This is a genomic window from Actinomycetospora lemnae (assembly GCF_028737315.1).
GTDB classification, from domain to species: Bacteria; Actinomycetota; Actinomycetes; order Mycobacteriales; family Pseudonocardiaceae; genus Actinomycetospora; species Actinomycetospora lemnae.
Window position 1 is genome coordinate 144,275 of the sequence record NZ_JAQZAO010000001.1, and the last position, 23,918, is coordinate 168,192.

Sequence of the window (23,918 nt, forward strand, 5' to 3'; positions counted from 1 at the left end):
AGTTCCGGACAGCGGGTCAGGCCCCGGCCGCCCGGCGGTAGCCGTAGGTCCGCTCGCCGTCGAGGTCGTGGAAGGCCGGGTCGTCCTCGGTGTCGTCGACCAGCTCCATGTCGGCCGGCACCGGCGGCGGCGGCGTGCGCGGGGCCGCCCAGCGGGGGGCCTCGTCGCGGTCCCGGTGGTCGTCGCGGAGGTCCTCCGGGCGCGCCTCGTCCTCGAGGTCGTCGTCGTGCGCGTCGTACTCGGCGTCGATCCAGTCGGCGTCGCGGTACGCGGCCATGCGGGCCTCGTGCTCGGCCTGGCGGGCACGGCGCGCCTCCAGGGCCCGGCGCTCCCCGGACTGGCGCGCGGCACGGCGGGCGCGCACCTCCTCCTCGATGCGCGTCTGGCGCCGCAGGAAGACGAGGTAGCCGACCAGGACGACGTCGGCGGCGATGTGCAGCCACCACATCGCACTCGAGACCACGAGTGCCGCGAGCGCGGAGAGCACCGCGACCGCGATCAGGCCGATGGCGACCCGCTGCCGGAACGCGTAGCGCGCGTGCGCCGCGGCCTCGGCGGCCTCGGCGTCGAACCCGCCGCGTCCCGGCCGGTACGGACGCAGCGCGCGGGCGGGCTCGGGGTCGTCGTCCTCGTCGAGGTCGTCGTCGCGGTCGTCGAGGTCGTCGTCGCGCAGGTCGTCGTCGCGATCATCCCGCTCGTCGAGGTCCTCGTCGAGGTCCTCGTCGCGCAGGTCCTCGTCGCGCAGGTCGTCGTCGCGCAGGTCGTCGTCGTAGCGGTCGTCGAGCTCGTCCACGTCGACCTCGTCCACCACCGGCCGGCGCGGCAGCACGCGCTCGCGGCCTGCGGGGCGGGGGTCCTCGTCCAGGTCGTCCAGGTCGTCCAGGTCGTCCAGGTCGTCCAGGTCGTCGCGCTCGGCGTCGAGGTCGAGCTCGGCGTCGACGGCCTCGGGGGTCTCGTCGTCGCGCTCGGCGACCGCCGTCGCGGCGCCCCGTCCCCCGGCGGCGCCGGACCCCGATCCGGCTCCCGATCCGGCCACCACCGTGCGCTCGCCGCCGGCACGTCCGTCCGTCTGCGCTGTGGTCACGGCGACCTCCTCGATCAGGGGCGCGCCGGCCGACCGCGGCAGCACCCGGGCACTCAGGTCGGCCTCGGCGGGACGCGGGACCATCTGGCGGCGGCGTGCGACGACCGGCACGAGCACGACCAGCCACGCCAGGACCAGGGCCGCGAACACGACCGAGCTCGGCACCGCAGACCTCCCACCCCGACCGACCGCGACGCCCGGATCCGGGCCGTCGCACGCGCCACGCTAGTCACACGAGCCCCGCGCGCCCCGGAGTTCGCGCGGCGTGTCGTGCGCGGGCGGTGACGACATCGCTCCAGTAGGGGAAGCGACGCGTCGAGGGTTTCGGCTCATTACCACTCGACCGGATGGTGCGCCAGCCTCGACCTCTGGGCCGTGTGGGTGTGGTTGCGCGAATCGCCCGGGGGCGCCCACGTCACGCCCGCTCAGCCCGACCGGCGCGCAGCAGCCGCGCGACCAGGCCGTCGGGCAGCACGTCCTCCTCGGTGACGGCGAGGACGAGGTGATCGCGCCAGTCGCCGTCGACCTCGAGGTAGCGGCGCAGCAGGCCCTCCTCGCGGAACCCGAGCTTGGCGAGCACCCGCAGGCTGCGGGCGTTCTCGGGGCGCACGGTCGCCTCGACGCGGTGCAGGCCGACGCGGCTGAAGCAGTGGTCGACGGCGAGCGCCACCCCCGCGGTCGCCGCGCCCCCGCCCGCGACGTGCGCGCCGACCCAGTAGCCCACGTAGGCCGAGAGCAGCGGCTCGCGCACCACGTTGCCGATGACGACCTGCCCGGCGAACTGCCCGTCGACGAGCAGCGTGAACGGCAGCGCCTGCCCGGCGCGGCCCATCGAGCGCAGCGCGGCCCAGCGCGCGGGCCACTCGGCGAGCGCGTTGCGGTCGGCCCAGGGCCCGGGCAGCGTCGGCTCCCAGGGCGCGAGGTGCTCCTCGTCGCGCAGCCGGGTCCGCGACCACGCGGCGCCGTCGCGCAGGCGGACCGGCCGCAGCTCGACGACCCCCGCCGGCACCCGCAGCGCGCGGGTGCGCGCCGGCCAGCCCGGGTGGCGACCGGTCGGCCGGGCACCGCCCCAGGGAGATCGGGACACGCGCGTCAGCTGCGCGGCGCGAGGAACGACACCCGCACCGGGGCGTCCATGCCGAGCTCGGTGGTGTCCTCGTCGACGAGGATCAGCGCGTTGGCCTCGGCGAGCGACGAGAGCAGGTGCGAGCCGGAGCTGCCCAGCGGCTGGGCGAGGTACTCCCCGCTCGCGCGGTCGCGCAGCAGCCGCCCGCGCACGTAGCTGCGCCGCCCGGGCGGCGAGGCGACCGGGGAGAGCAGGGCGGCGGTGACCTCGCGGCGGTGCAGCTCCTGCTTGCCGAGGGTCAGGCGGATGAGCGGGCGCACGAGCACCTCGAACACCACCAGCGCCGACACCGGGTTCGCGGGCAGCAGGAACGTCGGGATCTCCTCGCTGCCCAGGCGCCCGAAGCCCTGCACGGAGCCGGGGTGCATGGCGACGCGCGAGACGTCGACGGGCCCGAGCTCGGACAGCGTGTCCTGGACGTCCTCGCCGAGCCGCCCGCCGACGCCGCCCGCGATGACGACGATCTCCGAGCGCGCCATCGCCGATTCCACGGCCTCGCGCAGCGCCGCCGGCTCGGTCGACGCGATGCCCAGGCGCGTCACCTCGGCGCCGGCATCGGCGGCCGCGGCGGCCAGGGCGTAGGAGTTGACGTCGACGACCTGCCCGGTGCCGGGCGTGCGGTCGAGGTCGACGAGCTCGTCACCGACGGCGAGCACCGACACCCGGGGCCGCGGGTGCACCAGCACCTTCGTGCGCCCGACCGCGGCGAGCAGTCCCACCTGGGCCGGGCCCACCGCGGCGCCGCGGCGCACGGCGACGTCGCCCGGCGCCACGTCCTCGCCGACCCGGCGCACCCACCCGGCCGAGGGCACGGGCGTCTTGACGGTGAGGCGGGCGCGGTGGCCGGTGCCGCGGTGGCCGGGGTCGTCGGCGGCGTCGGTGTGGTCGTAGGGGGCGACGGCGTCGGCGAGGGTCGGCAGCGGCGCGCCGGTGGCCACGCGGACGGCCTGGCCGGGCTGCAGCCGGTGCGCCTGCCGGGAGCCGACCGCGACCTCGCCGACGACGGGCAGCTCGACCGGCTCCTCGGCCGCGGCGCGCACGTCGACGCTGCGCACGGCGAAGCCGTCGACGGCGGCCTGGTCGAAGCCGGGCAGCGCCCGGTCGGCGACGACCTCCTCGGCGCAGAGGAGACCCTGGGCGGAGGAGATGTCCACCCGGATGGGGGCCGGCCGGACCGCGGCGTCGAGCACGCGGCGCAGCTGGGCCTCGACCGTCCTCACCGCTGCGGCCTTTCCCCTGGCTGGCTCCGCATGGCCCCCATCGTCCTACGCCGGGCGCGCCCCGGGGGGTTCCGACGCGCCCGACGCCGGGGTTCCGGCGTGGCCGGTCACCGGGAAGATGTGGCCATGTCCTACGTCGACGACGCCCTGGCCGCCCTCACCGCGCGGGACGCCCACCCCGCCGAGGTCGAGGCCTTCCGCCGCCGCCTCGAGCAGCTCGCCAAGCCGGAGAGCGCGGTGATGCCCGGGGAGGAGCTCGAGCCCGTCGACGACCTGCCGACGCTCGACAGCCTGCCCGAGCCCGACGACGCGGCCGCCCGGGACGCGCTCGACCGCCTCGCGGTGATCAAGCTCAACGGCGGCCTGGGCACCAGCATGGGGCTCGACGGACCGAAGTCGCTGCTGGAGATCAAGCCCGGCACCAGCTTCCTCGACGCCGTCGCGCGCCAGACCCTCGCGCTGCGCGAGGCCCACGGCGCCCGGCTGCCGCTGCTGCTCATGAACTCCGAGGGCACCCGCGGGCCCTCGCTCGGGGCGCTGCGCCGGCACCCGGGCCTCGAGGACGACGAGCTGCCCCTGGACTTCCTCCAGGGCGCCGAGCCGAAGCTGCGCACCGACGACTGGCGCCCCGTGTCGTGGCCCGCCGACCCGCGCCTGGAGTGGTGCCCGCCCGGCCACGGCGACCTCTACACCGCGCTGGCGGCGTCGGGGGCGCTCGACGCGCTCCTCGCGGCCGGCGTGCGGTGGTGCTTCGTGTCGAACTCCGACAACCTCGGCGCGGTCCCGGACGTGCGGATCGCGGCGTGGATGGCGGCCGAGGAGGTGCCGTTCGCGCTCGAGGTGGCGCGCCGTACGGCGATGGACCGCAAGGGCGGCCACCTCGCCTCCCACCGGGGCTCGCTCGTGCTGCGCGAGACCGCCCAGGTCCCCGAGGGCGACGACTCCTTCCAGGACATCGACCGCTTCAGCTACTTCAACACGAACAACCTGTGGTTCGACCTCGAGCACCTGCGGGCCCTGCAGGAGGCCGACCCCGCGGCCCCGTACCTGCCACTGATCGTCAACAAGAAGACGGTCGACCCCACCGACAAGTCCTCGACGCCGGTGCTGCAGCTCGAGACGGCGATGGGCGCGGCGATCGGGTCGGTCGAGGGGGCGCGGGCCCTCGAGGTGCCGCGGACGCGGTTCGCGCCGGTCAAGACCACCGACGACCTGCTCGTCGCCCGCTCCGACCTGTACGACCTCACCGACGACGGGCGCATGGTGCCGACGTGGTCGGGCGAGGCTCCGGTGGTCGAGCTCGGTCAGGAGTTCAAGATGCTCGGCGACTTCGAGCGCCGGTTCGCCGGCGGTGCGCCGTCGCTGGCGCGCGCCACCGCGCTGACCGTCGAGGGCGACGTCACGTTCGGGGCGGACGTGACCGTCGAGGGCGACGTGACGGTCGCGGGCCCGCGCCACGTCGACGACGGCGAGACGCTGCGCGGGTGACGCGCACCAAGGCCGAGCTGCGCCGCGAGCTGCTGGCCGCCCGCCGGGCGCGCACGGGCGAGCAGCGCCGCGCCGACGCCGCCCGGCTCGCCGCGGGGCTGCCGGCGGTGCTCGAGGGCGTCGCGAACCCCGTCTGCCTGTTCGTCGCCGTCGGCGGGGAGCCGGGCGCGACGCCCGAGGGCGGGCTGCCCGTGCTCGACGCGGCCCGCGCGCTCGGGCGCCGGGTCCTGCTGCCCGTCACGGTCGGCGCGGCGCCGCTGGACTGGGCGGAGTTCACCGGCGCCGAGTCGCTCGGACCCGGCCCGCACGGCCTGCTCGAGCCGACCGGCCCGCGGCTGGGCCCCGGCGCGGTCACCGGCGCCGGGCTCGTCGTCGTCCCGGCCCTGGCCGTCGACCGGCGCGGCGTGCGCCTCGGCCGCGGCGGCGGGCACTACGACCGCACCCTCCCCCACGCGGGCCCGGCGACGCGGCTCGTCGCCCTCGTGGCCGACGACGGCCTCCTCGACGAGGACCTGCCCGCCGAGCCCCACGACGTCCCCGTCCACGCCGTTTGGCGCCCGTCGTCCGGGCTGACGGGTTTGTCAGCCTGGCGTCCACGCTGACGTTGAGCGTCAGGAAATCCCCCACCTCGCGTCGTGCGCCGCCCCGCCGCACGGAACAGCCGTGACGCTCACGGCGTTGGCACTCTCATGGCGCGAGTGCCATCTACACTGCGCGCGGACATCACCACCCCCGTCGCGGGGGGCGGACGACTTCAGGAGTGCACGTGCCGACCTATCCCTACGCCTGCACCGCCTGCGACCACCGCTTCGAGCAGGTGCAGGCGTTCTCCGACCCGTCGCTGACCGAGTGCCCGGTGTGCGGCGGGCGGCTGCGCAAGGTGTTCTCGTCGGTGGGGATCGTGTTCAAGGGCAGCGGCTTCTACCGCAACGACGCGCGCGCGGGGTCCGGCTCGTCGTCGGAGAAGTCCTCGTCGTCGGAGTCGTCGGAGAAGACGACGGCGGACGCGTCGTCGGGCTCGAACGGGTCGAAGAGCTCGGGCGACACGGCCACCTCGAGCTCGTCGACCTCGGGCTCCTCGAGCAGCTCGTCGGGGTCAGCGACGACGTCGTCCAGCTCGGCGAAGTCGGCCTGAGGCGGACACGGGCGGAGGGGTGGTCCGGGACGCCGACCCCGAGTCGGCGTCCCGGACCCTGCCCGACACCCACCCGCTCCCCAGCGGCCGGCGTCGAGTGCCTCGCACCCTGGATGACGGCTCAGTGGCCCCAAAGGTTGCGACGTCCGGCGTAGATCACCCTGACGAGTGACACGCGGCGGGTTTCGAGACCCGTCAGAGGGGTCGGCGCCGCGTGCCCGTGCCGTTGCGGGCAGCGCCGGAGGTGTCCCGCGGGCCGCCCTCCTGGGCCGCGAGCAGCGGCGAGCGCGACAGCAGGAACACCCCGACGACCATGAGCACGGCGCCGGCCAGCCCGCCCAGCAGCGCCGCGCCGCCGTTGATCTCCTCCCCCAGCAGCCCGATGCCCCAGATCGACGAGAGCAGCGGGTTGCCGAGGATCAGACCCGGCTGCGACGCGAGCAGCCGCCCGGCCCGCAGCGCATGCTGCAGCGTCAGGAACGCCGCCGGCGCGACGGGGATGAGCAGGTAGCTCTGCCAGGTCGTCAGGACGCCGACGCCGCCGTCGCGGATGAGCGCCTCGGACATCGCCTTGACGATCACGGCGACGAACCCGGACCCGATGCCCGCCGCGATCCCGTACCAGGCGGCCCGCCCCACCGGCCGGGAGCGCTTGGCGATCGAGCTGGTCAGCCCGAGCAGGCCGAGCGTCACGATCGTGCCGAGGATCCAGACGAGCGTGCCCGCGCCGAGCGCGTCACCACCGCTGGGCTGCAGCGTGACGAGCAGGACGACGAGGCCGATGGACATGATCGCGACCGCGATCCACTCCCGCCGCCGCAGCGCACCGCCCAGCACCAGCCAGCCGAGCAGCAGGGTGAACGGCAGCTCCATCACCAGGACCGGCTGCACCAGCGCGATCGACCCGATGCTCAGGGCCGTGGCCTGCAGCGCGACGGCGACCGCGAAGATCGCGGTGCCGACCAGCCACGCCGGGCGCTGGACCATGTCGCGGAGCGTCCCGGCGCTGACGCCCCGGGCCCGGGCGCTGTCCTGCGCGGCCTTGCGCTGCAGGACCAGGGCCGTCGCGTTCGCGATGGTGGCGAGCAGCACGAGCACGACGGCCATGCCTGCGCCCGCCTCTTCCCGCTGTCGGTTCCCGCTGTCGATGACGTCTCGCGGTGACCCCGCGGTGACCCCGTCGGCCGCAAACTACCGGGCCGGCCGGCGGGGTCGCCGCGCCGGGCCGGGCGTACGACCCGAGCGCGCTGCGCCGGATGCCGTCCCCATCGTCCGTCCGCGTCCACAGCCGCACGGGTGATCACTGGGGCGCGGGGCAGGGGCCCACCTAGCGTCGGCGACGTGCGAGAACGCGACGAGCCGCCCTCCGAGGGACGGCGCCGGCGGGTCCACCGGGGCCGGCGGTGGCGGGTGCCGCCGCCCGGATGGCGACGGACGGTGGCGCTGCGCCGCGCCGCCGCGGGGCTGCTCGCCGTGCTGGCCCTCGGTCTGCTCGCCGCGCCCGGGGTCGCGCCGGCGGGGACGCCCGTGCTCGTCGCCGCGCGCGACCTCGCGCCCGGGGTCGCGCTCGGTCCCGCGGACGTGGCGGTGCGGACGGTGCCGCTCGAGCTCGTGCCGGTCGGGGCGCTCGCGGAGCCGGGGGTGGTCGCGGGCCGTCAGGTCGTGGGCGGGGTGCGCGCCGGGGAGGCGCTGACCGACGTGCGGCTCCTGGGTCCGGTCGCCGCCGTCGCCGCCGCCGGGATGCCGGACGCCGCGGGCGTGCCGGTCCGACTCGCCGACGCGGGCGTGGCCGCCCTGCTGACGCCGGGGACGCGGGTCGACCTCGTGGCGGCCGGGGCGGCGGACGGGGCGGCGGACGGGGCCGTCTCCGGGTCCGCGGGTGGTGGCGGGACCGGCGAGAGCGCCCTGGACGGGGACCGGTCGGCGGCGAGGGTGCCGGGCGGCCCGGAGCCGCGCGACGCCGCCGCCGAGCCGGCCGTGCTCGCGCCGGGGGCCGTGGTGCTCGCGGTGCTGCCCGCCCCCGAGCGGACGGCAGGCGCGGCGCCGGTGGTGGTCGTGGCGCTGCCGGGCGAGCTCGCGGCGCGGGTGGCCACCGTGTCCCTGCGCGAGGAGGTCACGGTGACGCTGCGATGAGCGCGCCGACCGGCGGATACGTCAGGGACGGTCGTGGTGCGGGGGGCGCTCGGCCTCGTACCGGCGGCGGTCCTCGTCGTCGCGGCCGGTGGGAGCGCCCAGGTCCCGCTCGTCGGACGACGCCACCGGGTCCTCCCCGAAGATCGCCGCACGCCGGGCCGCCCGGCGCCGCGCCTCGTCCCGTGCCGCGGCGTCGTCCGAGGGGCCTGGCGCGGGGCTCAGTGCTCCTCCAGCCCCGAGAGCTCGGCGATCACGTGGGAGATCATCGGGGTGAGGGTGGCCATGCCGTCGCGGACGGCCGCGCGGGACGACGCGAGGTTCACCACCAGCGTGCTGCCCGAGACGCCGACGAGCCCGCGGGAGAGGCCGGCGTCGACGGCGCCGGCGGCGAGGCCCGAGGCGCGGATCGCCTCGGCGATGCCGGGGATCGGCCGGTCGAGCACGCCGGCGGTGGCGTCGGCGGTGACCGCGCGGGGGGACACGCCGGTGCCGCCGACGGTCACGACGAGGTCGACGCCGCCGATGACGGCGGTGTTGAGCGCGTTGCGGATCGCGACCGACTCGCCGGGCACGACGATCGTGCCGTCCACCACGAGGTTCGCCTCACCGAGCAGCTCGGTCACCAGCGGCCCGATGGTGTCCGAGGTCTCGCCGCGGCTGACCCGGTCGTCGACCACGACGACGAGGGCCCGTCCCAGCATCTCCTCCGTGCCGCCGACCAGCGGCTGGTTCTCCATGGTCACCAAGGTAGTCGGGAGCGCCGGGACGCCACGCAGCGGAGGATCGCCGGACGCCACCCGGCTCAACGCCCGCCGATGACGCGGCTGCCCAGCGTCACCGTCACCTGCCGCGTGCCGCCCGGGGCCTGCAGCGCGAGCGTCACGGACTCGCCCGGCGCCCGCGACTGGATGGCCGCGACGAACGCGTTCGCGTCCTCGATGACCCGGTTGTCGACGCCGACCACGACGTCGCCCGCGACGATGCCCGCGGTCGCGGCGGGCCCGCCCGGCTGCACGTCGGCCATCGCCGCGCCGCGCGGGGCCGCGTCGGCCACCCCGACGCCGATGACGGCCTGGGTCGCCCGGCCGGTGTCGACGAGCTCGGTGGCGAGGCGGCGGGCCTGGTTGATGGGGATCGCGAACCCGAGCCCGATGGAGCCGGCCTCCTGGCCCGCGCTGCCGGTGACGCTGGCGATCGCGGTGTTCACGCCGATCACGCGGCCCTGGCCGTCGACGAGGGGCCCGCCGGAGTTGCCGGGGTTGATCGCGGCGTCGGTCTGGATCGCGTCGAGGACGCTGCTCTGCCCCGCGCCCGAGCCGCCCGCCTCGACCGGGCGCTGCAGGGCGCTGACGATGCCGGTGGTGACGGTGCCGGAGAGGCCGAGCGGCGAGCCGACGGCGACGACGGTCTGGCCCTGCACGAGATCGTCGGAGTTGCCGAGCGTCGCCGCGCGCAGCCCGTTGACCCCGGTCGCGCGCACGACGGCGATGTCGGCCGCCGGGGCCGTGCCCACGATCTGCACCGGGGCGGCGCGCCCGTCGGAGAAGACTGCCTCGAGCCCGCCGCCCTGACCCGCCTGCAGGACGTGGTTGTTGGTCATGATCAGTCCGTCGGCGGAGAGCACGATGCCCGAGCCCTCCCCTGCCGTGCCGCGGATCTGCACGGCGCTGGGCAGCACGTTCGCGGCGATCTCCTCGATCGACCCGGGCGCCGGCGCCCGCGCGCCGCCTCCGGGGGCCGGCTCGTCGAGGGCGGTGCCCTGCGAGGAGCTCGACGACCCGCCGCCGCCGATCCCGCCGACGACGACCGCCGCGAGCGCCCCGCCGATCAGGCCCGCGACCAGCGCCAGGGCCACCAGCGCCGCCGTGCCGGGGCGTCGCGACGACCCCCCGCCGGCGCCGCCGCCGTACCCGCCCGGCCCCGGGGTGGGCGAACCTCCCCAGCCCCCGCCGGCGTCACGGGGCCAGCCGCCCGGCGGCGTCGCCGGACCCGCCCCGCTGCCGCCCCAGCCGTAGCCGCCGGACGCCCCGCCCGGCGGCGTCCCGGACGGCCCGACCGCCGGCGCCTCGCGGGTCTGGGGCGCCGTCGACGGGTACGACGGCGAGGTGCCGAAGGCCGCCGTCGGACCCGAGCCCGCGCCCGGACCCGAGCCCGCGCCCGGCGACGTCGGCCCGCCCCCGAGCCCCGGGCCCTGCCCGTAGCCCGCGGTCGGCCCGTGTCCCGACGCATGCCCCGCGCCCTGCCCGCGTCCCGACGCCTGCCCCGCGCCCTGCGCGAACTCGGCCGTCGGACCGCCCGGTCCCGTCCCGAATCCCTGGGTCGCCTGCCCGGAGCCCTGCCCCGAGCCCGGGGCGAACCCCTGCCCGTACCCCGGTGCCGCGGGCACGCCGGCGGCGGGGGTGGGCGCGCTGTAGGGCGTCGCGCCCTCGTTCGCGCCACCACGGCCGGTCGACGCGGTGTCGTACTCGCGCGCCGTGCCCTCGGCCCAGCGCACGCCGCCGGGCCCGGACGGGGTCGACGACCCCGACCCCGACGACCCCGACGACCCGAACGCCCCGCCCGCACCACCGGCCCCGCCTGCCGAGGCCGGCGAGCCCGACGCGCCGGACGGACCCGCCCCGCCGGTCGAGCCCACCGAGCCCGACGCCGGGTCCGCCGGCGTGTCGGATCCCGCCCGGCCGGTGCCGTCCGGGGCGGAGGACGCGGCGTCGTTCTCGCTCATGTCCCAACCCTCTCGCATCGCCCGTGAGGACGCGTCGCCCGGCGCCCGTGCCCGCCGGGGCGCGAACAGGGGAAGCTGGAGGCGTGGAACGTCCCGTCACCGGCCCGTCGAGCGCCGGTCCGCCGGCCGTCGACGACGGCCTCCCGGCGGACCCGCACGACCGGGTGGAGGTCCCGCCCGGCCCCCCGCCCGGTACCCAGGCCGGCACCCAACCCAGTACATCGAGCAGTACACCGAGCAGCACGACCAGCACGCCCACCCCGAGCACCGCCCCGGCCGGTCGGGACGACGACACCGACGACCCGCCCCCCGGGCTGGTGCGCCACATCCTCCAGGGCATCCCGCTGCGCCGGCGGGTCGGCATCCTGGTCTCGGTCGGCGGCGGGCTGCTCGTCGCGCTCATCGCCATCGCGGTGTTCTTCACCGCCCAGCGGGCGCTCTACGACCAGCTCGACGAGAGCCTCGTGCAGCGCGCCACGGTGGCCGCGTCCGGTGACCTCGCCGACCCCGCGATCCTGCTGCGCGTCTCGTCCGACGCCCTGGCCGCGGGCGAGGTGCGGGTGGCGATCGTGACCGCCGGCGGCGAGTTCGTCACCCTGCGCGGGAACTCCCCGCCGCTCGGCGCCGCCGAGGTGTCCGCCGCCCGCCAGGACCCGCCGACCTCGGTGCGTACGGGGGTCGCCGACGGCGAGGTCTACCGCGTGGTCGCGGTGTACGCGGGCGAGGGCCGGGCCCTGGTGCTCGCCCAGGAGCTCGAACCCACGCGGCGCACGCTCTCGAAGCTCGCCGTCGTCCTGCTCGTCGCGGGCGCCTCGGGCGTGCTGCTCGCCGCGCTGACCGGCGTCGCGATCGCGCGGGCGGGCCTGCGCCCGGTCGAGCGCCTCATCTCAGCCACCGAGCGGGTGGCGCGCACCGGCGACCTGCGGCCGATCCCGGTCACCGGCGGCGACGAGATCGCGCGGCTGACCAGCAGCTTCAACGCCATGCTCGCGGCGCTGGCGTCGTCGATCGAACGCCAGCGACGGCTCGTCGCCGACGCCGGGCACGAGCTGCGCACGCCGCTGACCTCGCTGCGCACCAACCTCGAGCTGCTCATGGCCTCCGACCGCGCCTCCGACCGACCCGGCGCGCCCACCCTGTCCGCGCAGGACCGCGAGGAGCTCCAGGCCGACCTGCGCGCGCAGGTCGACGAGCTGGCGAACCTCATCGGCGACGTCGTCGAGCTCGCGCGCGACGACCCGCCCGAGGTCGCCGCCGAGCCGCTGGACCTCGCCGACGTCGTCGAACGCGCGCTCGACCGGGCCCGGCGCCGCGCCACCGCGGAGAACGTGACGTTCCAGGTCGACCTCGCCTCGTGCGAGGTCACCGGCGACGCGAACGCCCTCGAGCGGGCCGCGCTGAACCTGCTCGACAACGCCGCGAAGTGGAGCCCGCCGGGCGGGACGGTGCGGGTGACCCTCCGGGCCGGCGTCGCGCCGGAGCGGCCGGGCACGGCGGTGCTCGAGGTGGCCGACAGCGGCCCGGGCATCGCCGACGAGGAGCTCGACCTCGTCTTCGAGCGCTTCTACCGCTCGCTCGACGCGCGGACGATGAGCGGGTCGGGGCTCGGGCTCTCGATCGTCGCCCAGGTCGCCGACCGGCACCACGGCGGCGTCTCGGCGCACCGGGCTCCCGAGGGCGGGGCGCTCCTGCGGTTCTGGATGCCCCGCCGCTGACGGTGCTCTGCACACGGCACCCCGCCGACGTTCCACAGGCCGCTCACGGAGCGTCACCCGGTCTGTACGTATCCCTGTGACGCGGCTTACGGTCGGCTTGGATACAAGCACGCCGAGAGGGAGACCCCGTGAGCAGACTGCGCTTCGGCACGTTCCTGGCCCCGTTCCACCGGGCCGGTGAGAACCCGACCCTCGCCCTGCAGCGCGACCTCGAGCTGATGGAGCACCTCGACGCGCTGGGCGTCGACGAGGCCTGGATCGGCGAGCACCACTCGGCGGGCAGCGAGATCATCGCGTCGCCGGAGATCTTCATCGCGGCCGCGGCCGAGCGGACCCGGCGGATCAATCTCGGCACCGGCGTCACCTCGGCGAGCTACCACAACCCGCTGTGGGTGGCCGACCGCATGGTCCTGCTCGACCACCTCACCCGCGGCCGCTCGATGCTCGGCGTCGGCCCCGGCTCGCTGCCCAGCGACTCGTCGATGATCGGCCTGAACCCCACCGACACCCGCGAGCTGCTCGACGTCAACCTCGACATCATCATGCGGCTGCTGCGCGGCGAGGTCGTCACCGAGCAGACCAAGACCCACAACCTCGTCGAGGCCCAGCTGCAGCTGCGCCCCTACACCGAGCCGTGCTTCGACATCGCGGTCGCGGCCGTCGCGTCGCCCACCGGGCCGCGGATGGCGGGGCGCCACGGCGTGGGCCTGCTCTCGATCGGCGCGACGCTGACCCAGGACGGGTTCGACGCGCTCGCCCACCACTGGAGCGTCGTCGAGGAGCGCGCCCAGCACTACGGGCAGCCGACCCCGGACCGCGAGAAGTGGCGGCTGGTCGGGCTCATGCACATCGCGGAGACCAAGGAGCAGGCGTACCGGGACGTCGAGTACGGCATCGAGTCCTGGTTCCGCTACTTCCAGAAGACGGCGGCCTTCCCGCAGATGGCGGTCGAGGGCGGCGACGTCAAGGAGATGATCGACTTCATCAACGAGGCCGGCATCGGGGCGATCGGGACGCCGGAGGACGCGCGGGCGCAGGTCCAGCGCCTGGCCGACCAGTCCGGCGGCTTCGGCGCCATGCTGCTCCTCGGCCACGAGTGGGCCAACCCGCAGGCGACGAAGCGCTCGTGGGAGCTCCTCGCCCAGGAGGTCATGCCCCACTTCCAGGGCGCGACGTGGGGCGGGCGCACGCACGCCGAGTCGACCCAGGCCGCCAAGGAGCGCGCGGGCCTGCGGCGTGACGAGTTCGCGGCCACGCAGCTCGAGGCCGTCGACCACATGACCAAGAAGTACGCCGACGAGGTGGCGGCGAAGGGCTGACCTCTCCGCGAGCGGACTTCGGGGCTGTGGCCCCGAAGTCCGCTCACGTCCTCACGGCGCCGTCTCCCGCAGCACGTAGCCGACGCCGCGGACGGTGTGGATGAGGCGCGCCTCGCCCTCGGCCTCGGTCTTGCGCCGCAGGTAGCCGACGTAGACCTCGAGGGCGTTGCCCGTCGTGGGGAAGTCGTAGCCCCAGACGTCCTCGAGGATGCGGCTGCGGGTCAGCACGCGGCGCGGGTTGGCCATGAACAGCTCGAGCAGCGAGAACTCCGTGCGCGTGAGGCTGATCGGCCGCTCGCCGCGACGGACCTCGCGGGTCACGGGGTCGAGGGAGAGGTCGGCGAAGCGCAGCGGCTCGGGGTCGGGCGTGCCCGCCTCCTCCGGCGTCGTCCGGCGCAGCAGCGCGCGCAGCCGGGCCAGCAGCTCCTCGAGGGCGAAGGGCTTGGCGAGGTAGTCGTCGGCGCCCGCATCGAGGCCGGCGACACGGTCGGACACCGCCTCGCGCGCGGTGAGCACGAGCACGGGGATGTCGTCGCCGGCGTTGCGCAGCCGCCGGCACACCTCGAGCCCGTCGACCCGCGGCATCATCACGTCGAGGACGAGCGCGTCGGGACGCTGGCCGGCGATGGCGTCGAGCGCCTGCTGCCCGTCGGCGGCGAGCTCGACCTGGTAGCCGTTGAACGCCAGCGAGCGGCGCAGGGAGTCGCGCACCGCCCGGTCGTCGTCCGCGACGAGGATCCGCATGGGGACAGTGTGAGCCCGGGGCCTGAGATCGTCCTGAGACGTCGGACGACCTGACCACGTGCCGGGGGTATCCGATCCGCCCGACATGTCTGGGATGTCCGAGACCGGATCGACACCCGCGACACGCAACCGCGCCCGGTCCCCCGGCGTCTCGGTCGTGGAGGATGTCGGGGCAGGATCTCCCCGGATCGGGACAAGGGGGACGGTGTGGCGAGGACGCAGTGCAGCCGGGGCGGCCGCGCGGTGCGGGGTGGCGGGCTCGGACGGGCGACGATGGGCCCGCTCGTGGTGCTGCTCGCGGTGGTGGCCCTGGTGGCCGGGTGCGCGGGGACGGTCGCGCCCCCGCCCGTGCCGCCGGTCGCCCTGAGCGCCTCGGTCGCGCCGGGCGCGGTCGACGTCGCGCCCGCCGAGCCCCTCGTCGTGTCCGCCGCGGGCGGGCGGCTGACCGCGGTGACCGTGACGCCCACCGGCGCGGCCCCGCTCCAGGGCACCCTCGACCCGGCGGGTACGCGCTGGACGAGCCCGCAGCTCGCCTACGGCACGGAGTACCGCGTGTCGGCCGCGGGCGTCGACGAGCAGGGCCGGCCGGGCGCCCCGCTGGAGCAGACGTTCCGCACGGTCGCGCCCGAGGAGATGCTCGAGATCAGGAGCATCCGGCCCACCGACGGGCAGACCGTCGGGATCGCCATGCCGATCTCGATCACCTTCGAGTCGCCGGTCACCGACCGGGCCGCGGTGGAGCGCCGCGTGTCGGTGCAGACCTCGGTGCCGACCGAGGGCTCGTTCCGCTGGATGTCCGACGAGCAGCTCAACTGGCGCCCGAAGGAGTACTGGCGGCCGGGGACGCAGGTCACGGTGGACGCACGGCTGCACGGCGTCGACAGCGGCGGGGGCGTCTGGGGCGAGGAGGACCGGTCGTTCTCGTTCACCATCGGCCGCGACCAGCGCGCCCGCGGCGACGTCAACCAGCACACGCTCGTGCTCTACCAGGACGGCCAGGAGCTGCGCAGCCTCCCGGCGTCGTACGGCCGCGACATCTACCCGACGCAGTACGGCATCCACGTCGCGTTCGAGAAGCACGAGATCAAGCGCATGCGCTCGGACACGTGGGGCGGGCCCGCCGAGGGCCAGCCCGGGTTCTACGACCAGAACCTGCCGCTCGCCGTGCGCATCTCCAACAACGGCGAGTTCGTGCACGTCAACCCGGACTCGGTCAGCGCGCAGGGCCGTCGCAACGTCTCGCACGGCTGCGTCAACCTGTCGCCGGCCAACGGCGAGTTCTTCTACAACTGGGTGCAGATGGGCGACCCGGTGGAGATCGTCGGCTCGAGCCGCCCGCTGACCACGCGCGACGGCGACATCGCGGACTGGACGATCCCCTGGGACGAGTACCGCCGGGGCTCGGCGCTCGCGTCAGCCTGACGCGAGCGGTCCCTCGCTGGTCATCCGGACCCGCTCGAGGCGCCCGTCGGGGTCGTGGTGGAGGCGGTCGACGCACACCGAGCGGCGTCGGCTGCCCCCGCCCGGCAGCCCGCCGTTGTGGTAGAAGAACCACCACCGTCCCCCGAACGCCACAGGACACGGGCGGTTGGTCGCGCAGTTGCCCGCGAGCTCGTTGACGATCCCCTCGACCGTCCACGGCCCCTCGGGCCGGCGGCTGCGCGCCCAGGCGACGCGCTGCGGGTAGCCGTGGCCGTAGCAGAGGTAGAACCAACCGTCCCGCTCGTGGACGTGCACGCCCTCCTCGAAGCCGGGCAGCTCGATCTCGGTGACCGGCCCCGCGAGGGCGGTCATGGTGTCGTCGAGCGGCGCGGTGAAGCACCGGTGCTTGCCCCACCACAGGCGCGCCTGCCCGTCGTGGACGTGCACCCACGGGTCGTTGGTGTGGTCCTGCCCGTCGCCGACACGACCGTCGGGCACGTCATCGGTGACGAGCGCGGCCCCGAGCGCGTCGCGGAACGGGCCGGTCGGGCTGTCGGCGACGGCCACCCCGATCGCCCCGCCCGGCACCGTGGCGTGGTTCGTCGCGACGTACCACCAGAACCGGCCGTGCCGCTCGACGACGCAGCCCGCCTTGGCCCCGTCGCGCGCCCAGGCGAAGTCCTCGACGCGCAGCAGCGGGCCGTGCGGGGTCCACGTCCGCAGGTCGGACGAGGAGAAGCACAGCCAGTCGCGCATGACGTAGCGCGACGCGTCGGGCGGGGCCTCGTCGTGGCCGGTGTAGAGGTAGGCGACCCCGTCGTGGACGAGGACGGCCGGGTCGGACGTGTAGACGTCCCGGATGATCGGGTTGCCGTCGGGGACCGGTACCTCGCCCATGCCGACGCACCGTACGGGCGGGGACCGACAGCCCCGGACCTCAGAACTCCGCGCGGACCAGGCCGAGCACCTCGGCGCGCCAGTCGGCGTAGGCCTTGCCGATCGCCTCGCGGTTGCCGGTCTGCTCGGGGGTCGACGAGCTCTCGGGGTCCGACGCGTCGATCTTGGCGGCGATGTCGGCGCCGCTCCAGTCCGGCCCGGCGGTGCGCACGCGCAGGTGGGCGGGCGCGCGCTCGGCGCGCAGGGCGTGGGCGAGCACCCGCATCAGCGCGGTGCGGGCCTGCTGGTCGTCGGGGGCGTCGATGTCGACGTTGGTCTGCCCGCCGACGAGGATCACCGTCGCCGACTCCGCGAGGTGGGGCAGCACGGTCTCGGCGGCGCGGAAGCGGGAGAGCAGGCCCTCGGAGAGGAACTGCTCGACGCGGGAGACGAGGCTGCCGGAGCGCGGCGTCATGGCCACCGGCAGCTGCACGTACGCGTCGAACGTCGTCCCGCGCACCGCTTCCCCGAGCCGGTCGAGGGTGTCGACCACCGTCGTCTCCGCCCCCGTCGCACGGATGGCCTCGGCCACCTCCGCCAGTCGCTCGCCGCCACCGGTCACCAACACCGTCGTCATGGCGCGAGACCCTAATCTGCGCCCGGCGGTGACGGCAGGGATGATCGTGCCGCTCCCCCGCGGTAGAGAGCCACGACACGTGCCGCCGCCTCCGCCATGTCCGCCCGCAGGCTCTCCGGCTCGAGCACCTCGACCGCGTCGCCGTAGCCGAGCAGGCCCGCCCGCGCGGCCAGGACCGACCGGAACGGCGCGACGAGGACCTCCCGGCCGTCGGGGGCGGTGCCCTCCTGCCGCCACGGCCCGGCGAGCACGGCGAGCGCGACGCGGCGCAGGGTCGACGCCCACGCCGGGTCGACGAGCACGCGGACCTCGACCTCGGCGGTCGGCTCCTGCAGCCGGTCGCGCAGCTCGGCCCACACCTCGGCGAGATCGCGGTCGTCGGGGCGGCGGGCGGGCGTGCCCGTGCGCGCGACGTCGCGGACCCGGCTGACCCGGTACATCTTCGGACGCCCGCGGTGCGCCGCGACGAGATACCAGGTGCCGGCCTTGCTGACCAGGCCGTACGGGTCGACCGTGCGCCAGGTGGCCACGGCGGCGTCGCCCGTCGCGTAGTGCAGGCGGACGCGCTCGTCGGCGACCAGCGCGGCGTCGAGGGCGGGCAGGGCGGGCAGGTCCTCGGGCGCGCGCCGCCAGCCCTGGTGCTCGACGAGCAGGCGGCGCCGGGCCCGGTCGACGCCCTCGCGGCGGGCCGCGGGCAGCGCCGCCAGCAGCTTGCGCGACGCCGAGGCCAGGGCCGGGCCGAGCGCCCCGTCCGACGACCCGAGCGCGACGAGCGCGCGCAGCTCGTCGTCGGTCATCCCGGTGACGTCGGTGCGGTAACCCTCGAGCAGCGCCACCCCGCCCCGCCGCCCGCGCTCGCAGTACACCGGCACGCCCGCCGACGACAGGGCGTCGACGTCGCGGCGCACGGTGCGCGTCGAGACCTCGAGGCGCCGCGCGATCTCCGGCGCGGGCAGCCGGCCGTGGGTCTGCAGGAGCAGCAACGTCGCGAGCAGACGGTCCGAACGCACGCCGTCGAGGATGGCAGGAAAACAGGACGCCAGGTGTCCGGTATCGGGGCGCACGATCCTGCGCACACCCCGCACCCAGGAGGCTCCCGATGACCGCTCCCGACCCCCGTCCCCTGCTCCGCGCCGCGCTCGACCAGGTCGGCGGGCTCGTCGCCGACACCCCCGCCGACGCGCTCGACCGCCCGACCCCGTGCACCGACTGGGACGTCCGCGCCCTGCTCGGCCACCTCGTCGGCGTGCACCGCCGCGTCGCCCACGTCGGCGCCGGCGGGCACTTCGCCGACATCGACGCGGTGCCCGAGGTCGCGGCCGGCACCCACGCCGCGGCGATCGCCACCGCCCGCGCCGACATCGACCGCGTCTGGGGCCTGGACGGCGCCGACGACGCCGACGACGCGGTGCTCGACCGCGTGCTCACCGTGCCGTGGGGCACGATGCCCGGCCGGTTCGTCGGCTTCGGCTACGTCCAGGAGCTCACCGTCCACGCGTGGGACCTCGCCGTGGCCACGGGCCGCGCGGACGGCCTCGACCCCGCGCTCGCCGAGGCCGTCGAGGAGAACGCGCACCGCGTGCTGCCCGCCGAGCCCCGCGGCGGCCCGATCCCCTTCGGCCCGCCCGTCCCCGCCGCTCCCGACGCCGACGCGTACACCCGCCTCGCCGCGTGGCTGGGCCGCGACCCCGCGTTCGCCGCGGACGGGAGCCTCGCCGGACGGTGACGTCGCCGACCCCCGCCCGCCGTTCCGGACACGTACTATCTGGGGCGGGAGCGACGGGCGGGGCCCGGGGGACCGTCGACCCGCAATCACGTGCCCGGGCCGGCGCCGAGGGCGAGGTGGGCCGGTGACGGCGAGGTCGGCATCCGTGGAGAGCGAGCACGACGACGGGCAGGCCGGTCGCGAGACCCGCGGCGCCGCCCGCCAGCGCGTCAGCCTCGCACCGCCGGCGGATCTCGTCGCCGCGCCGGGCTACGGGGCGCGCCGCCTCTACCAGGCCTACCTCGCCGCCTGGAGCCGCCACGTCGACGGCGTGCTGACCGGCCCCCAGTTCGCCGTGCTCTCGGCGATCCGCGCCTACCCGGACGCCGACCAGACCGCGCTCGCCGGGGCGGTCGCGCTCGACACCTCGACGATGGCCGACGTCTGCCGGCGCATGGAGCGGCGCGGTCTCATCTCGCGGACGGCCTCGCCGCACGACGCGCGCGCCAAGGTCCTGACGCTCACCGACGAGGGCGACACCGCGCTCGCGGAGACGTTCCGCCGGGCCCGCGCGCTCGACGACGCCCTGCTCGCGGGCTGCCCGCCGGAGCAGCGTCCGCACCTCGCGTCGCTGTTCAACGACCTCGGTGCGCACTGGGAGCAGGTCGCGGAGCGCGACCAGCTCTGACCTCGCCCACGGGCTCTCCGACGGGATCTCCACCGGTCCGACGATCTGTTACGGCCACATCTCGGGACCCGCCAAGGTATTGCGTCCTCGGATAGTACGTGCTCGGATTTAACGCAGCCGGACGCGAGCACCACATCGGAGGAACGGCACCATGGCGAGCCAGTCGTTCGAGGTCACCATCGTCGGCGGGGGTCTGGGCGGCCTCTGCGCGGCGCTCTCGCTGCGCCAGCGCGGCCTGCGGGTCACCGTCGTCGAGGCCGCCCCGGAGCTGGGCGAGATCGGTGCCGGCATCCAGACCGCCCCGAACGCCAGCCGCATCCTCATCGGCCTGGGGCTGCGCGCGCAGCTCGAGGCGGTGCGCACCCAGCCCGAGGACCAGGTCCGGCGCCGCTGGGCCGACGGCAGCATCATCGCCCAGCTCCCGCTGGGCCGGCGCGTCATCGACCAGTACGGCGCCCCGTACTGGCACTACCACCGCGCCGACCTGCACCGCGTCCTGCTCGACGCCTGCGTCGACCCGGACCTCCCCGGCCCGCTGGTCTCGCTGCACACCGGCGCCAAGGTCGCCGAGCTCGACCGGAGCGACCCGCTGCGGCCGGTCGCCGTCGCCGAGGACGGGCGCCGCTTCGAAGGCGACGTGCTGATCGGCGCCGACGGCATCCGCTCGGCCGTGCGCGACCTCGCGGGCTTCGACGACACGCTCGTCTTCTCCGGCGAGATGGCCTACCGGGCGCTGATCCCCGGCGAGCTGATCGCCGCGGACCCGGCCACCCGCTTCCTCGTCGACCGCTACCACTCGACGATCTGGTACGGCCCCGACAAGCACCTCGTGCACTACGTGATCCGCAACGGGCAGTACCTCAACGTCGTCGCGATCGTGCCGTGCTCGGAGGGCATCGAGCGCGACTGGAGCGGCCCGGCCACCCCCGAGCAGCTCGCGGCCGACTTCGCCGACTGGGACGACCGCGTGCCCGCGATGCTGTCCAAGGCCAAGCCCGAGGACGTCTCGCTCTGGGCCATGTACCGCCGGCGCCGCGACCCGGTGTGGGTCGACGGCCGGGTCGCCCTGCTCGGCGACGCCTGCCACGCGATGCTGCCCTACCAGGCGCAGGGCGCCTCGCAGTCGATGGAGGACGCCGCGGTGCTCGCCGAGGAGCTGGGCCGGGTCACCCGCGACGACATCGACGGCGCCCTCGTGCGCTACGTCGACCGCCGGGCCAAGCACGCGGGCATGGTGCAGGACGCCTCGCTGCAGAACATGTCCTTCTACCACCTGCCCGACGGCCCCGAGCAGCGTGAGCGCGACGAGAAGCTGGCCCGCTTCGACGGCGAGTCGGACGTCTCCTACGACTGGCTCTGGAACGGCAGCCCGCTCCACGACCACGACACCGAGTCCATCCACTACCAGTTCGCCCGCTGACGCGCGGACCGAGCGACCCCACCCCTTCCGCGACGGGAGCGAACCGCATGCGCACCGGAGACCAGATCGTCCAGGACCTGCCCTGGCGCTGGGGCGTCCAAGGCAAGATCTTCCTCATCGGCGGCCTCGGCTACATGTTCGACGCCTGGGACGTCGCCCTCAACGGCTTCCTCACCCCGCTGGTCGGCACCGAGTTCGGGCTGACGCCGGGACAGAAGGGCCTGGTCGCGACGGCCAACCTCATCGGCATGGCGGTCGGCGCCGTGGCCTGGGGCACCGTGGCCGACCGCATCGGGCGCAAGAAGGCCTTCAGCATCACCCTGCTGATCTTCGCGCTGTTCTCGGTGCTCGGCGCGCTGTCGCCGAACATCGAGATGTTCCTGCTGCTGCGCTTCCTCGCCGGCGTCGGCCTCGGCGGCTGCATCCCGGTCGACTACGCGATCGTCAGCGAGTTCTCGCCGAAGAAGCAGCGCGGCCGGGTGCTCGCCGCGATGGACGGGTGGTGGCCGATCGGCGCCACGCTCGCCGGCGTGTCCGCGACGCTGCTCGTCCCGGTCACGGGCAACTGGCGCTGGATGCTCGTGCTCATGATCCTGCCGGCCCTGCTGCTGTTCTGGGTGCGCCGCGGGGTGCCCGAGTCGCCGCTCTACCTCTCCCGTATGGGCCGTGAGGCCGAGGCCCGCGCCGTCATCGACGACATGGTGACCCGCACCGGCGCCACCGCCGAGCCCTACGCCATCCCCGAGCCCGTCGCCGAGGACAAGAGGGGCGGCGCCTGGGCCGCGGCCGTCGACCAGCTGCGTCGCGTCTGGGCGTTCAACCCGCGCATCACCGCCGTCGCGTGGTCGCTGTTCATCGCCGTCATGCTCGTCTACTACGCCGCCCTGAGCTGGATGCCCTCGATCCTGCGCGCCGAGGGCTTCGGCGAGATCGCCGCGTTCGCCTCGACGACCCTGATGAACGCGCTCGGCATCGTCGGTGTCGCGCTCTCGGTGCTGGTCGTCGACCGCTGGGGCCGCAAGAAGGTCATCGCGCTGGCCGGCCCGATCGCGGCCGCCACGCTCGTCGCCTTCTCGCTGCTGCTCGGCACCCCGACCCTCGCGGTGATCGCCATCGGCGCGTTCGGGCTGTTCGCGCTGGTGGTCATCCCGGTCATGTACGCCTACGTCTCCGAGCTCTATCCCACCGAGCTGCGCGCCTCGGGCTTCGGCTGGGCGTCGTCGTCGAGCCGCGCGATCACCGGGTTCGCCCCGCTGCTGTTCGGCAGCGTGCTCTGGCCCGTGCTCGGCCTGCCGCTGACGTTCACCCTGCTCGGGGTGCTCGTCCTCGCCGCGGTGGTGTTCATGTGGGTCGGCGCGCCGGAGACCGCGGGTCGCGAGCTCGACCGGATCACCACCGACGTGCCGGACGCCCCGCTCGACGCCAGCACCCCGACCGACACCGAGCGCACCCGCGCCTGACCCGCTCCCCCGACCCGAGCGAAGGGCACCCTCGGTCGGTCTACCCGACCGGGGGCGCCCTTCGCCGGATCCCGGACCGGAGCCCGCCCGAGTCCCGAGGAGGCCCGCGGCCGTGAAGCCCGCCGCGTTCACCTACCACCGCGCGCACGACGTCGCGGACGCCGTCGGTCTGCTCACCGACCTGGCCGCGGCGGGCGAGGACCCCAAGATCATCGCCGGCGGGCAGAGCCTCATGCCGATGATGACCTTCCGCCTCTCGCGGCCGTCGGCGCTGGTCGACCTCGGCCCGCTGCGGCGGGTGCCGTCGATGACGGCGATCGACCACGACGGGCACACGCTGGCCCTCGGCGCCCTCGTCACCCACCGCGCCGTCGAGACCGCGAAGCTGCCCGAGGGCTTCGCGGTCCTCGCCCGCGCCATGCGCTGGGTCGGGCACCTGCCCATCCGCAGCCGCGGCACCGTCGCCGGGAGCCTCGTGCACGGCGACGCCACCGCCGAGTGGTGCCTGCTCGCGCTGCTGCTCGACGCCGTCGTCGTCGCCGAGGGCCCCGGCGGGCGCCGTGAGATCCCCGCCGACCAGCTCTTCCACGGCTTCTACGCCACCGCGGTCGATCCCGACGAGGTCGTCGTCGAGGTCCGCTTCACCCGGCCCGCCCCGCACGCGGCGCTGACGGAGTTCGCCCGCCGCCACGGCGACTTCGCGATCGTCGACGCCGCGGTCGCCCTGGACCTCGACGGCAGCGACGTCACCGGCGGGCGCGTCGTGCTCGGTGGCGTGGCGCCCGCCCCGATCCGGGTGCCGGAGGCCGAGGCGGTGCTCGCCGCCGGTGGCGACGCCCGGGACGACGCGCTGGTCGGCGCCGTCGCCGACGCGGCCGCCGCGGCGATCGACCCGCCCGACGATCCGCAGACCACCGCCACCTACCGCCGCCGGCTCACCCGCACCCTCGTGGCGGACGCGTGCCGGCAGGCGGCCGGGACCCTGCAGGAGCCGCAGCCGTGACGGACCTGACCACCACCGACC

Annotated in this window: 22 protein-coding genes; 12 read left to right on the forward strand and 10 right to left on the reverse strand. The window is 75.7% G+C overall.

Annotated elements, in window-relative coordinates:
• Window positions 1-16: 16 nt before the first annotated feature.
• From sepX to glp, 3 genes are all read right to left on the reverse strand, one after another.
• Window positions 17-1,249, reverse strand: coding sequence for a divisome protein SepX/GlpR (gene sepX / locus PGB27_RS00645; RefSeq protein WP_274198396.1), 1,233 nt, complete (start codon window positions 1,247-1,249; stop codon window positions 17-19).
• 250 nt (window positions 1,250-1,499) lie between these two features.
• Window positions 1,500-2,171 carry a GNAT family N-acetyltransferase gene (locus tag PGB27_RS00650; RefSeq protein WP_274198397.1) on the reverse strand — a complete coding sequence of 224 codons (672 nt, stop codon included), beginning with the start codon at window positions 2,169-2,171 and terminating at the stop codon, window positions 1,500-1,502.
• A gap of 5 nt (window positions 2,172-2,176) precedes the next feature.
• Window positions 2,177-3,430 (reverse strand): molybdotransferase-like divisome protein Glp, encoded by a 1,254-nt coding sequence (gene glp / locus PGB27_RS00655; protein WP_274198398.1) that lies wholly within the window; start codon window positions 3,428-3,430, stop codon window positions 2,177-2,179.
• A gap of 126 nt (window positions 3,431-3,556) precedes the next feature.
• On the opposite strand from glp, the gene PGB27_RS00660 reads away from it, so the two are divergent.
• The 3 genes from PGB27_RS00660 (at window position 3,557) to PGB27_RS00670 (ending at window position 6,053) form a co-directional block, all read left to right on the forward strand.
• Window positions 3,557-4,918 carry a UTP--glucose-1-phosphate uridylyltransferase gene (locus tag PGB27_RS00660; RefSeq protein WP_274198399.1) on the forward strand — a complete coding sequence of 454 codons (1,362 nt, stop codon included), beginning with the start codon at window positions 3,557-3,559 and terminating at the stop codon, window positions 4,916-4,918.
• The gene (locus PGB27_RS00665; RefSeq protein WP_274198400.1) at window positions 4,915-5,520 is read left to right on the forward strand and encodes a 5-formyltetrahydrofolate cyclo-ligase; all 606 of its coding nucleotides are present in this window, start codon (window positions 4,915-4,917) and stop codon (window positions 5,518-5,520) included. Before PGB27_RS00660 ends, PGB27_RS00665 begins: the two co-directional genes overlap by 4 nt.
• A 164-nt stretch (window positions 5,521-5,684) precedes the next feature.
• On the forward strand, window positions 5,685-6,053 hold the full coding sequence (locus PGB27_RS00670; protein ID WP_274198401.1) for an FmdB family zinc ribbon protein: 369 nt from the start codon (window positions 5,685-5,687) through the stop codon (window positions 6,051-6,053).
• A gap of 195 nt (window positions 6,054-6,248) precedes the next feature.
• Here PGB27_RS00670 and PGB27_RS00675 read toward each other — a convergent pair whose 3' ends face one another.
• On the reverse strand, window positions 6,249-7,160 hold the full coding sequence (locus PGB27_RS00675; protein WP_274198402.1) for a DMT family transporter: 912 nt from the start codon (window positions 7,158-7,160) through the stop codon (window positions 6,249-6,251).
• Between the two features lie 234 nt (window positions 7,161-7,394).
• On the opposite strand from PGB27_RS00675, the gene PGB27_RS00680 reads away from it, so the two are divergent.
• Window positions 7,395-8,186, forward strand: a complete 792-nt coding sequence (locus PGB27_RS00680) for an SAF domain-containing protein (protein WP_274198403.1) — start codon at window positions 7,395-7,397, stop codon at window positions 8,184-8,186.
• Window positions 8,187-8,404: 218 nt separating this feature from the next.
• Here the strand turns inward: PGB27_RS00680 and PGB27_RS00685 are convergent, their stop codons facing one another.
• Both PGB27_RS00685 and PGB27_RS00690 read right to left on the reverse strand, forming a co-directional pair.
• Window positions 8,405-8,923, reverse strand: coding sequence for a MogA/MoaB family molybdenum cofactor biosynthesis protein (locus PGB27_RS00685; protein WP_274198404.1), 519 nt, complete (start codon window positions 8,921-8,923; stop codon window positions 8,405-8,407).
• 65 nt (window positions 8,924-8,988) lie between these two features.
• The gene (locus tag PGB27_RS00690) at window positions 8,989-10,908 is read right to left on the reverse strand and encodes a S1C family serine protease (RefSeq protein ID WP_274198405.1); all 1,920 of its coding nucleotides are present in this window, start codon (window positions 10,906-10,908) and stop codon (window positions 8,989-8,991) included.
• An 83-nt stretch (window positions 10,909-10,991) separates the two neighbouring features.
• Between PGB27_RS00690 and PGB27_RS00695 the strand changes: the two genes are divergently transcribed.
• A complete protein-coding gene (locus PGB27_RS00695) occupies window positions 10,992-12,623 on the forward strand; it encodes a HAMP domain-containing sensor histidine kinase (protein WP_274198406.1) in 1,632 nt (543 codons plus the stop codon).
• 128 nt (window positions 12,624-12,751) lie between these two features.
• Complete coding sequence (locus tag PGB27_RS00700; protein ID WP_274198407.1) at window positions 12,752-13,942, forward strand: LLM class flavin-dependent oxidoreductase; 1,191 nt, start codon at window positions 12,752-12,754, stop codon at window positions 13,940-13,942.
• A 51-nt stretch (window positions 13,943-13,993) separates the two neighbouring features.
• Here PGB27_RS00700 and PGB27_RS00705 read toward each other — a convergent pair whose 3' ends face one another.
• The gene (locus PGB27_RS00705) at window positions 13,994-14,686 is read right to left on the reverse strand and encodes a response regulator transcription factor (RefSeq protein ID WP_274198408.1); all 693 of its coding nucleotides are present in this window, start codon (window positions 14,684-14,686) and stop codon (window positions 13,994-13,996) included.
• Window positions 14,687-14,893: 207 nt separating this feature from the next.
• On the opposite strand from PGB27_RS00705, the gene PGB27_RS00710 reads away from it, so the two are divergent.
• Window positions 14,894-16,108: a L,D-transpeptidase gene (locus PGB27_RS00710; RefSeq protein WP_274198409.1), complete on the forward strand. Its 1,215-nt coding sequence runs from the start codon at window positions 14,894-14,896 to the stop codon at window positions 16,106-16,108.
• Here PGB27_RS00710 and PGB27_RS00715 read toward each other — a convergent pair.
• The 3 genes from PGB27_RS00715 to PGB27_RS00725 are packed head-to-tail and all read right to left on the reverse strand — an operon-like array spanning window position 16,100 to window position 18,631.
• Window positions 16,100-17,005: a family 43 glycosylhydrolase gene (locus tag PGB27_RS00715; RefSeq protein ID WP_274198410.1), complete on the reverse strand. Its 906-nt coding sequence runs from the start codon at window positions 17,003-17,005 to the stop codon at window positions 16,100-16,102. The genes PGB27_RS00710 and PGB27_RS00715 overlap by 9 nt on opposite strands.
• Window positions 17,006-17,045: 40 nt before the next feature.
• Entirely contained in the window at window positions 17,046-17,621 is a 576-nt protein-coding gene (locus PGB27_RS00720) for a hypothetical protein (RefSeq protein WP_274198411.1), read from the reverse strand.
• A gap of 11 nt (window positions 17,622-17,632) precedes the next feature.
• The gene (locus PGB27_RS00725; RefSeq protein WP_274198412.1) at window positions 17,633-18,631 is read right to left on the reverse strand and encodes a helix-turn-helix transcriptional regulator; all 999 of its coding nucleotides are present in this window, start codon (window positions 18,629-18,631) and stop codon (window positions 17,633-17,635) included.
• A gap of 89 nt (window positions 18,632-18,720) precedes the next feature.
• Here PGB27_RS00725 and PGB27_RS00730 point away from each other — a divergent pair, with 89 nt between their 5' ends.
• The 5 genes from PGB27_RS00730 to PGB27_RS00750 all read left to right on the forward strand — a co-directional run bounded on the left by PGB27_RS00730 (window position 18,721) and on the right by PGB27_RS00750 (window position 23,897).
• The gene (locus PGB27_RS00730; protein ID WP_274198413.1) at window positions 18,721-19,347 is read left to right on the forward strand and encodes a TIGR03086 family metal-binding protein; all 627 of its coding nucleotides are present in this window, start codon (window positions 18,721-18,723) and stop codon (window positions 19,345-19,347) included.
• 145 nt (window positions 19,348-19,492) lie between these two features.
• The gene (locus PGB27_RS00735; protein ID WP_332843726.1) at window positions 19,493-20,014 is read left to right on the forward strand and encodes a MarR family winged helix-turn-helix transcriptional regulator; all 522 of its coding nucleotides are present in this window, start codon (window positions 19,493-19,495) and stop codon (window positions 20,012-20,014) included.
• A 151-nt stretch (window positions 20,015-20,165) separates the two neighbouring features.
• Window positions 20,166-21,434 (forward strand): FAD-dependent monooxygenase, encoded by a 1,269-nt coding sequence (locus PGB27_RS00740; protein ID WP_274198414.1) that lies wholly within the window; start codon window positions 20,166-20,168, stop codon window positions 21,432-21,434.
• A 47-nt stretch (window positions 21,435-21,481) separates the two neighbouring features.
• Window positions 21,482-22,894, forward strand: a complete 1,413-nt coding sequence (locus PGB27_RS00745) for an MFS transporter (RefSeq protein ID WP_274198415.1) — start codon at window positions 21,482-21,484, stop codon at window positions 22,892-22,894.
• Window positions 22,895-23,006: 112 nt separating this feature from the next.
• Entirely contained in the window at window positions 23,007-23,897 is an 891-nt protein-coding gene (locus tag PGB27_RS00750; RefSeq protein WP_274198416.1) for an FAD binding domain-containing protein, read from the forward strand.
• The last annotated feature ends 21 nt before the right edge of the window (window positions 23,898-23,918 follow it).

What these genes read in the sequence shown, in the direction of transcription:
- PGB27_RS00660 (WP_274198399.1), top strand. Translation starts at nt 3,557, where the DNA reads ATGTCCTACGTCGACGACGCCCTGGCCGCCCTCACCGCGCGGGACGCC.
- PGB27_RS00675 (WP_274198402.1), bottom strand. Translation starts at nt 7,160, where the DNA reads ATGGCCGTCGTGCTCGTGCTGCTCGCCACCATCGCGAACGCGACGGCC.
- PGB27_RS00740 (WP_274198414.1), top strand. Translation starts at nt 20,166, where the DNA reads ATGGCGAGCCAGTCGTTCGAGGTCACCATCGTCGGCGGGGGTCTGGGC.
- PGB27_RS00685 (WP_274198404.1), bottom strand. Translation starts at nt 8,923, where the DNA reads ATGGAGAACCAGCCGCTGGTCGGCGGCACGGAGGAGATGCTGGGACGG.
- PGB27_RS00730 (WP_274198413.1), top strand. Translation starts at nt 18,721, where the DNA reads ATGACCGCTCCCGACCCCCGTCCCCTGCTCCGCGCCGCGCTCGACCAG.
- PGB27_RS00705 (WP_274198408.1), bottom strand. Translation starts at nt 14,686, where the DNA reads ATGCGGATCCTCGTCGCGGACGACGACCGGGCGGTGCGCGACTCCCTG.
- PGB27_RS00690 (WP_274198405.1), bottom strand. Translation starts at nt 10,908, where the DNA reads ATGAGCGAGAACGACGCCGCGTCCTCCGCCCCGGACGGCACCGGCCGG.
- PGB27_RS00720 (WP_274198411.1), bottom strand. Translation starts at nt 17,621, where the DNA reads ATGACGACGGTGTTGGTGACCGGTGGCGGCGAGCGACTGGCGGAGGTG.
- PGB27_RS00715 (WP_274198410.1), bottom strand. Translation starts at nt 17,005, where the DNA reads ATGGGCGAGGTACCGGTCCCCGACGGCAACCCGATCATCCGGGACGTC.
- PGB27_RS00745 (WP_274198415.1), top strand. Translation starts at nt 21,482, where the DNA reads ATGCGCACCGGAGACCAGATCGTCCAGGACCTGCCCTGGCGCTGGGGC.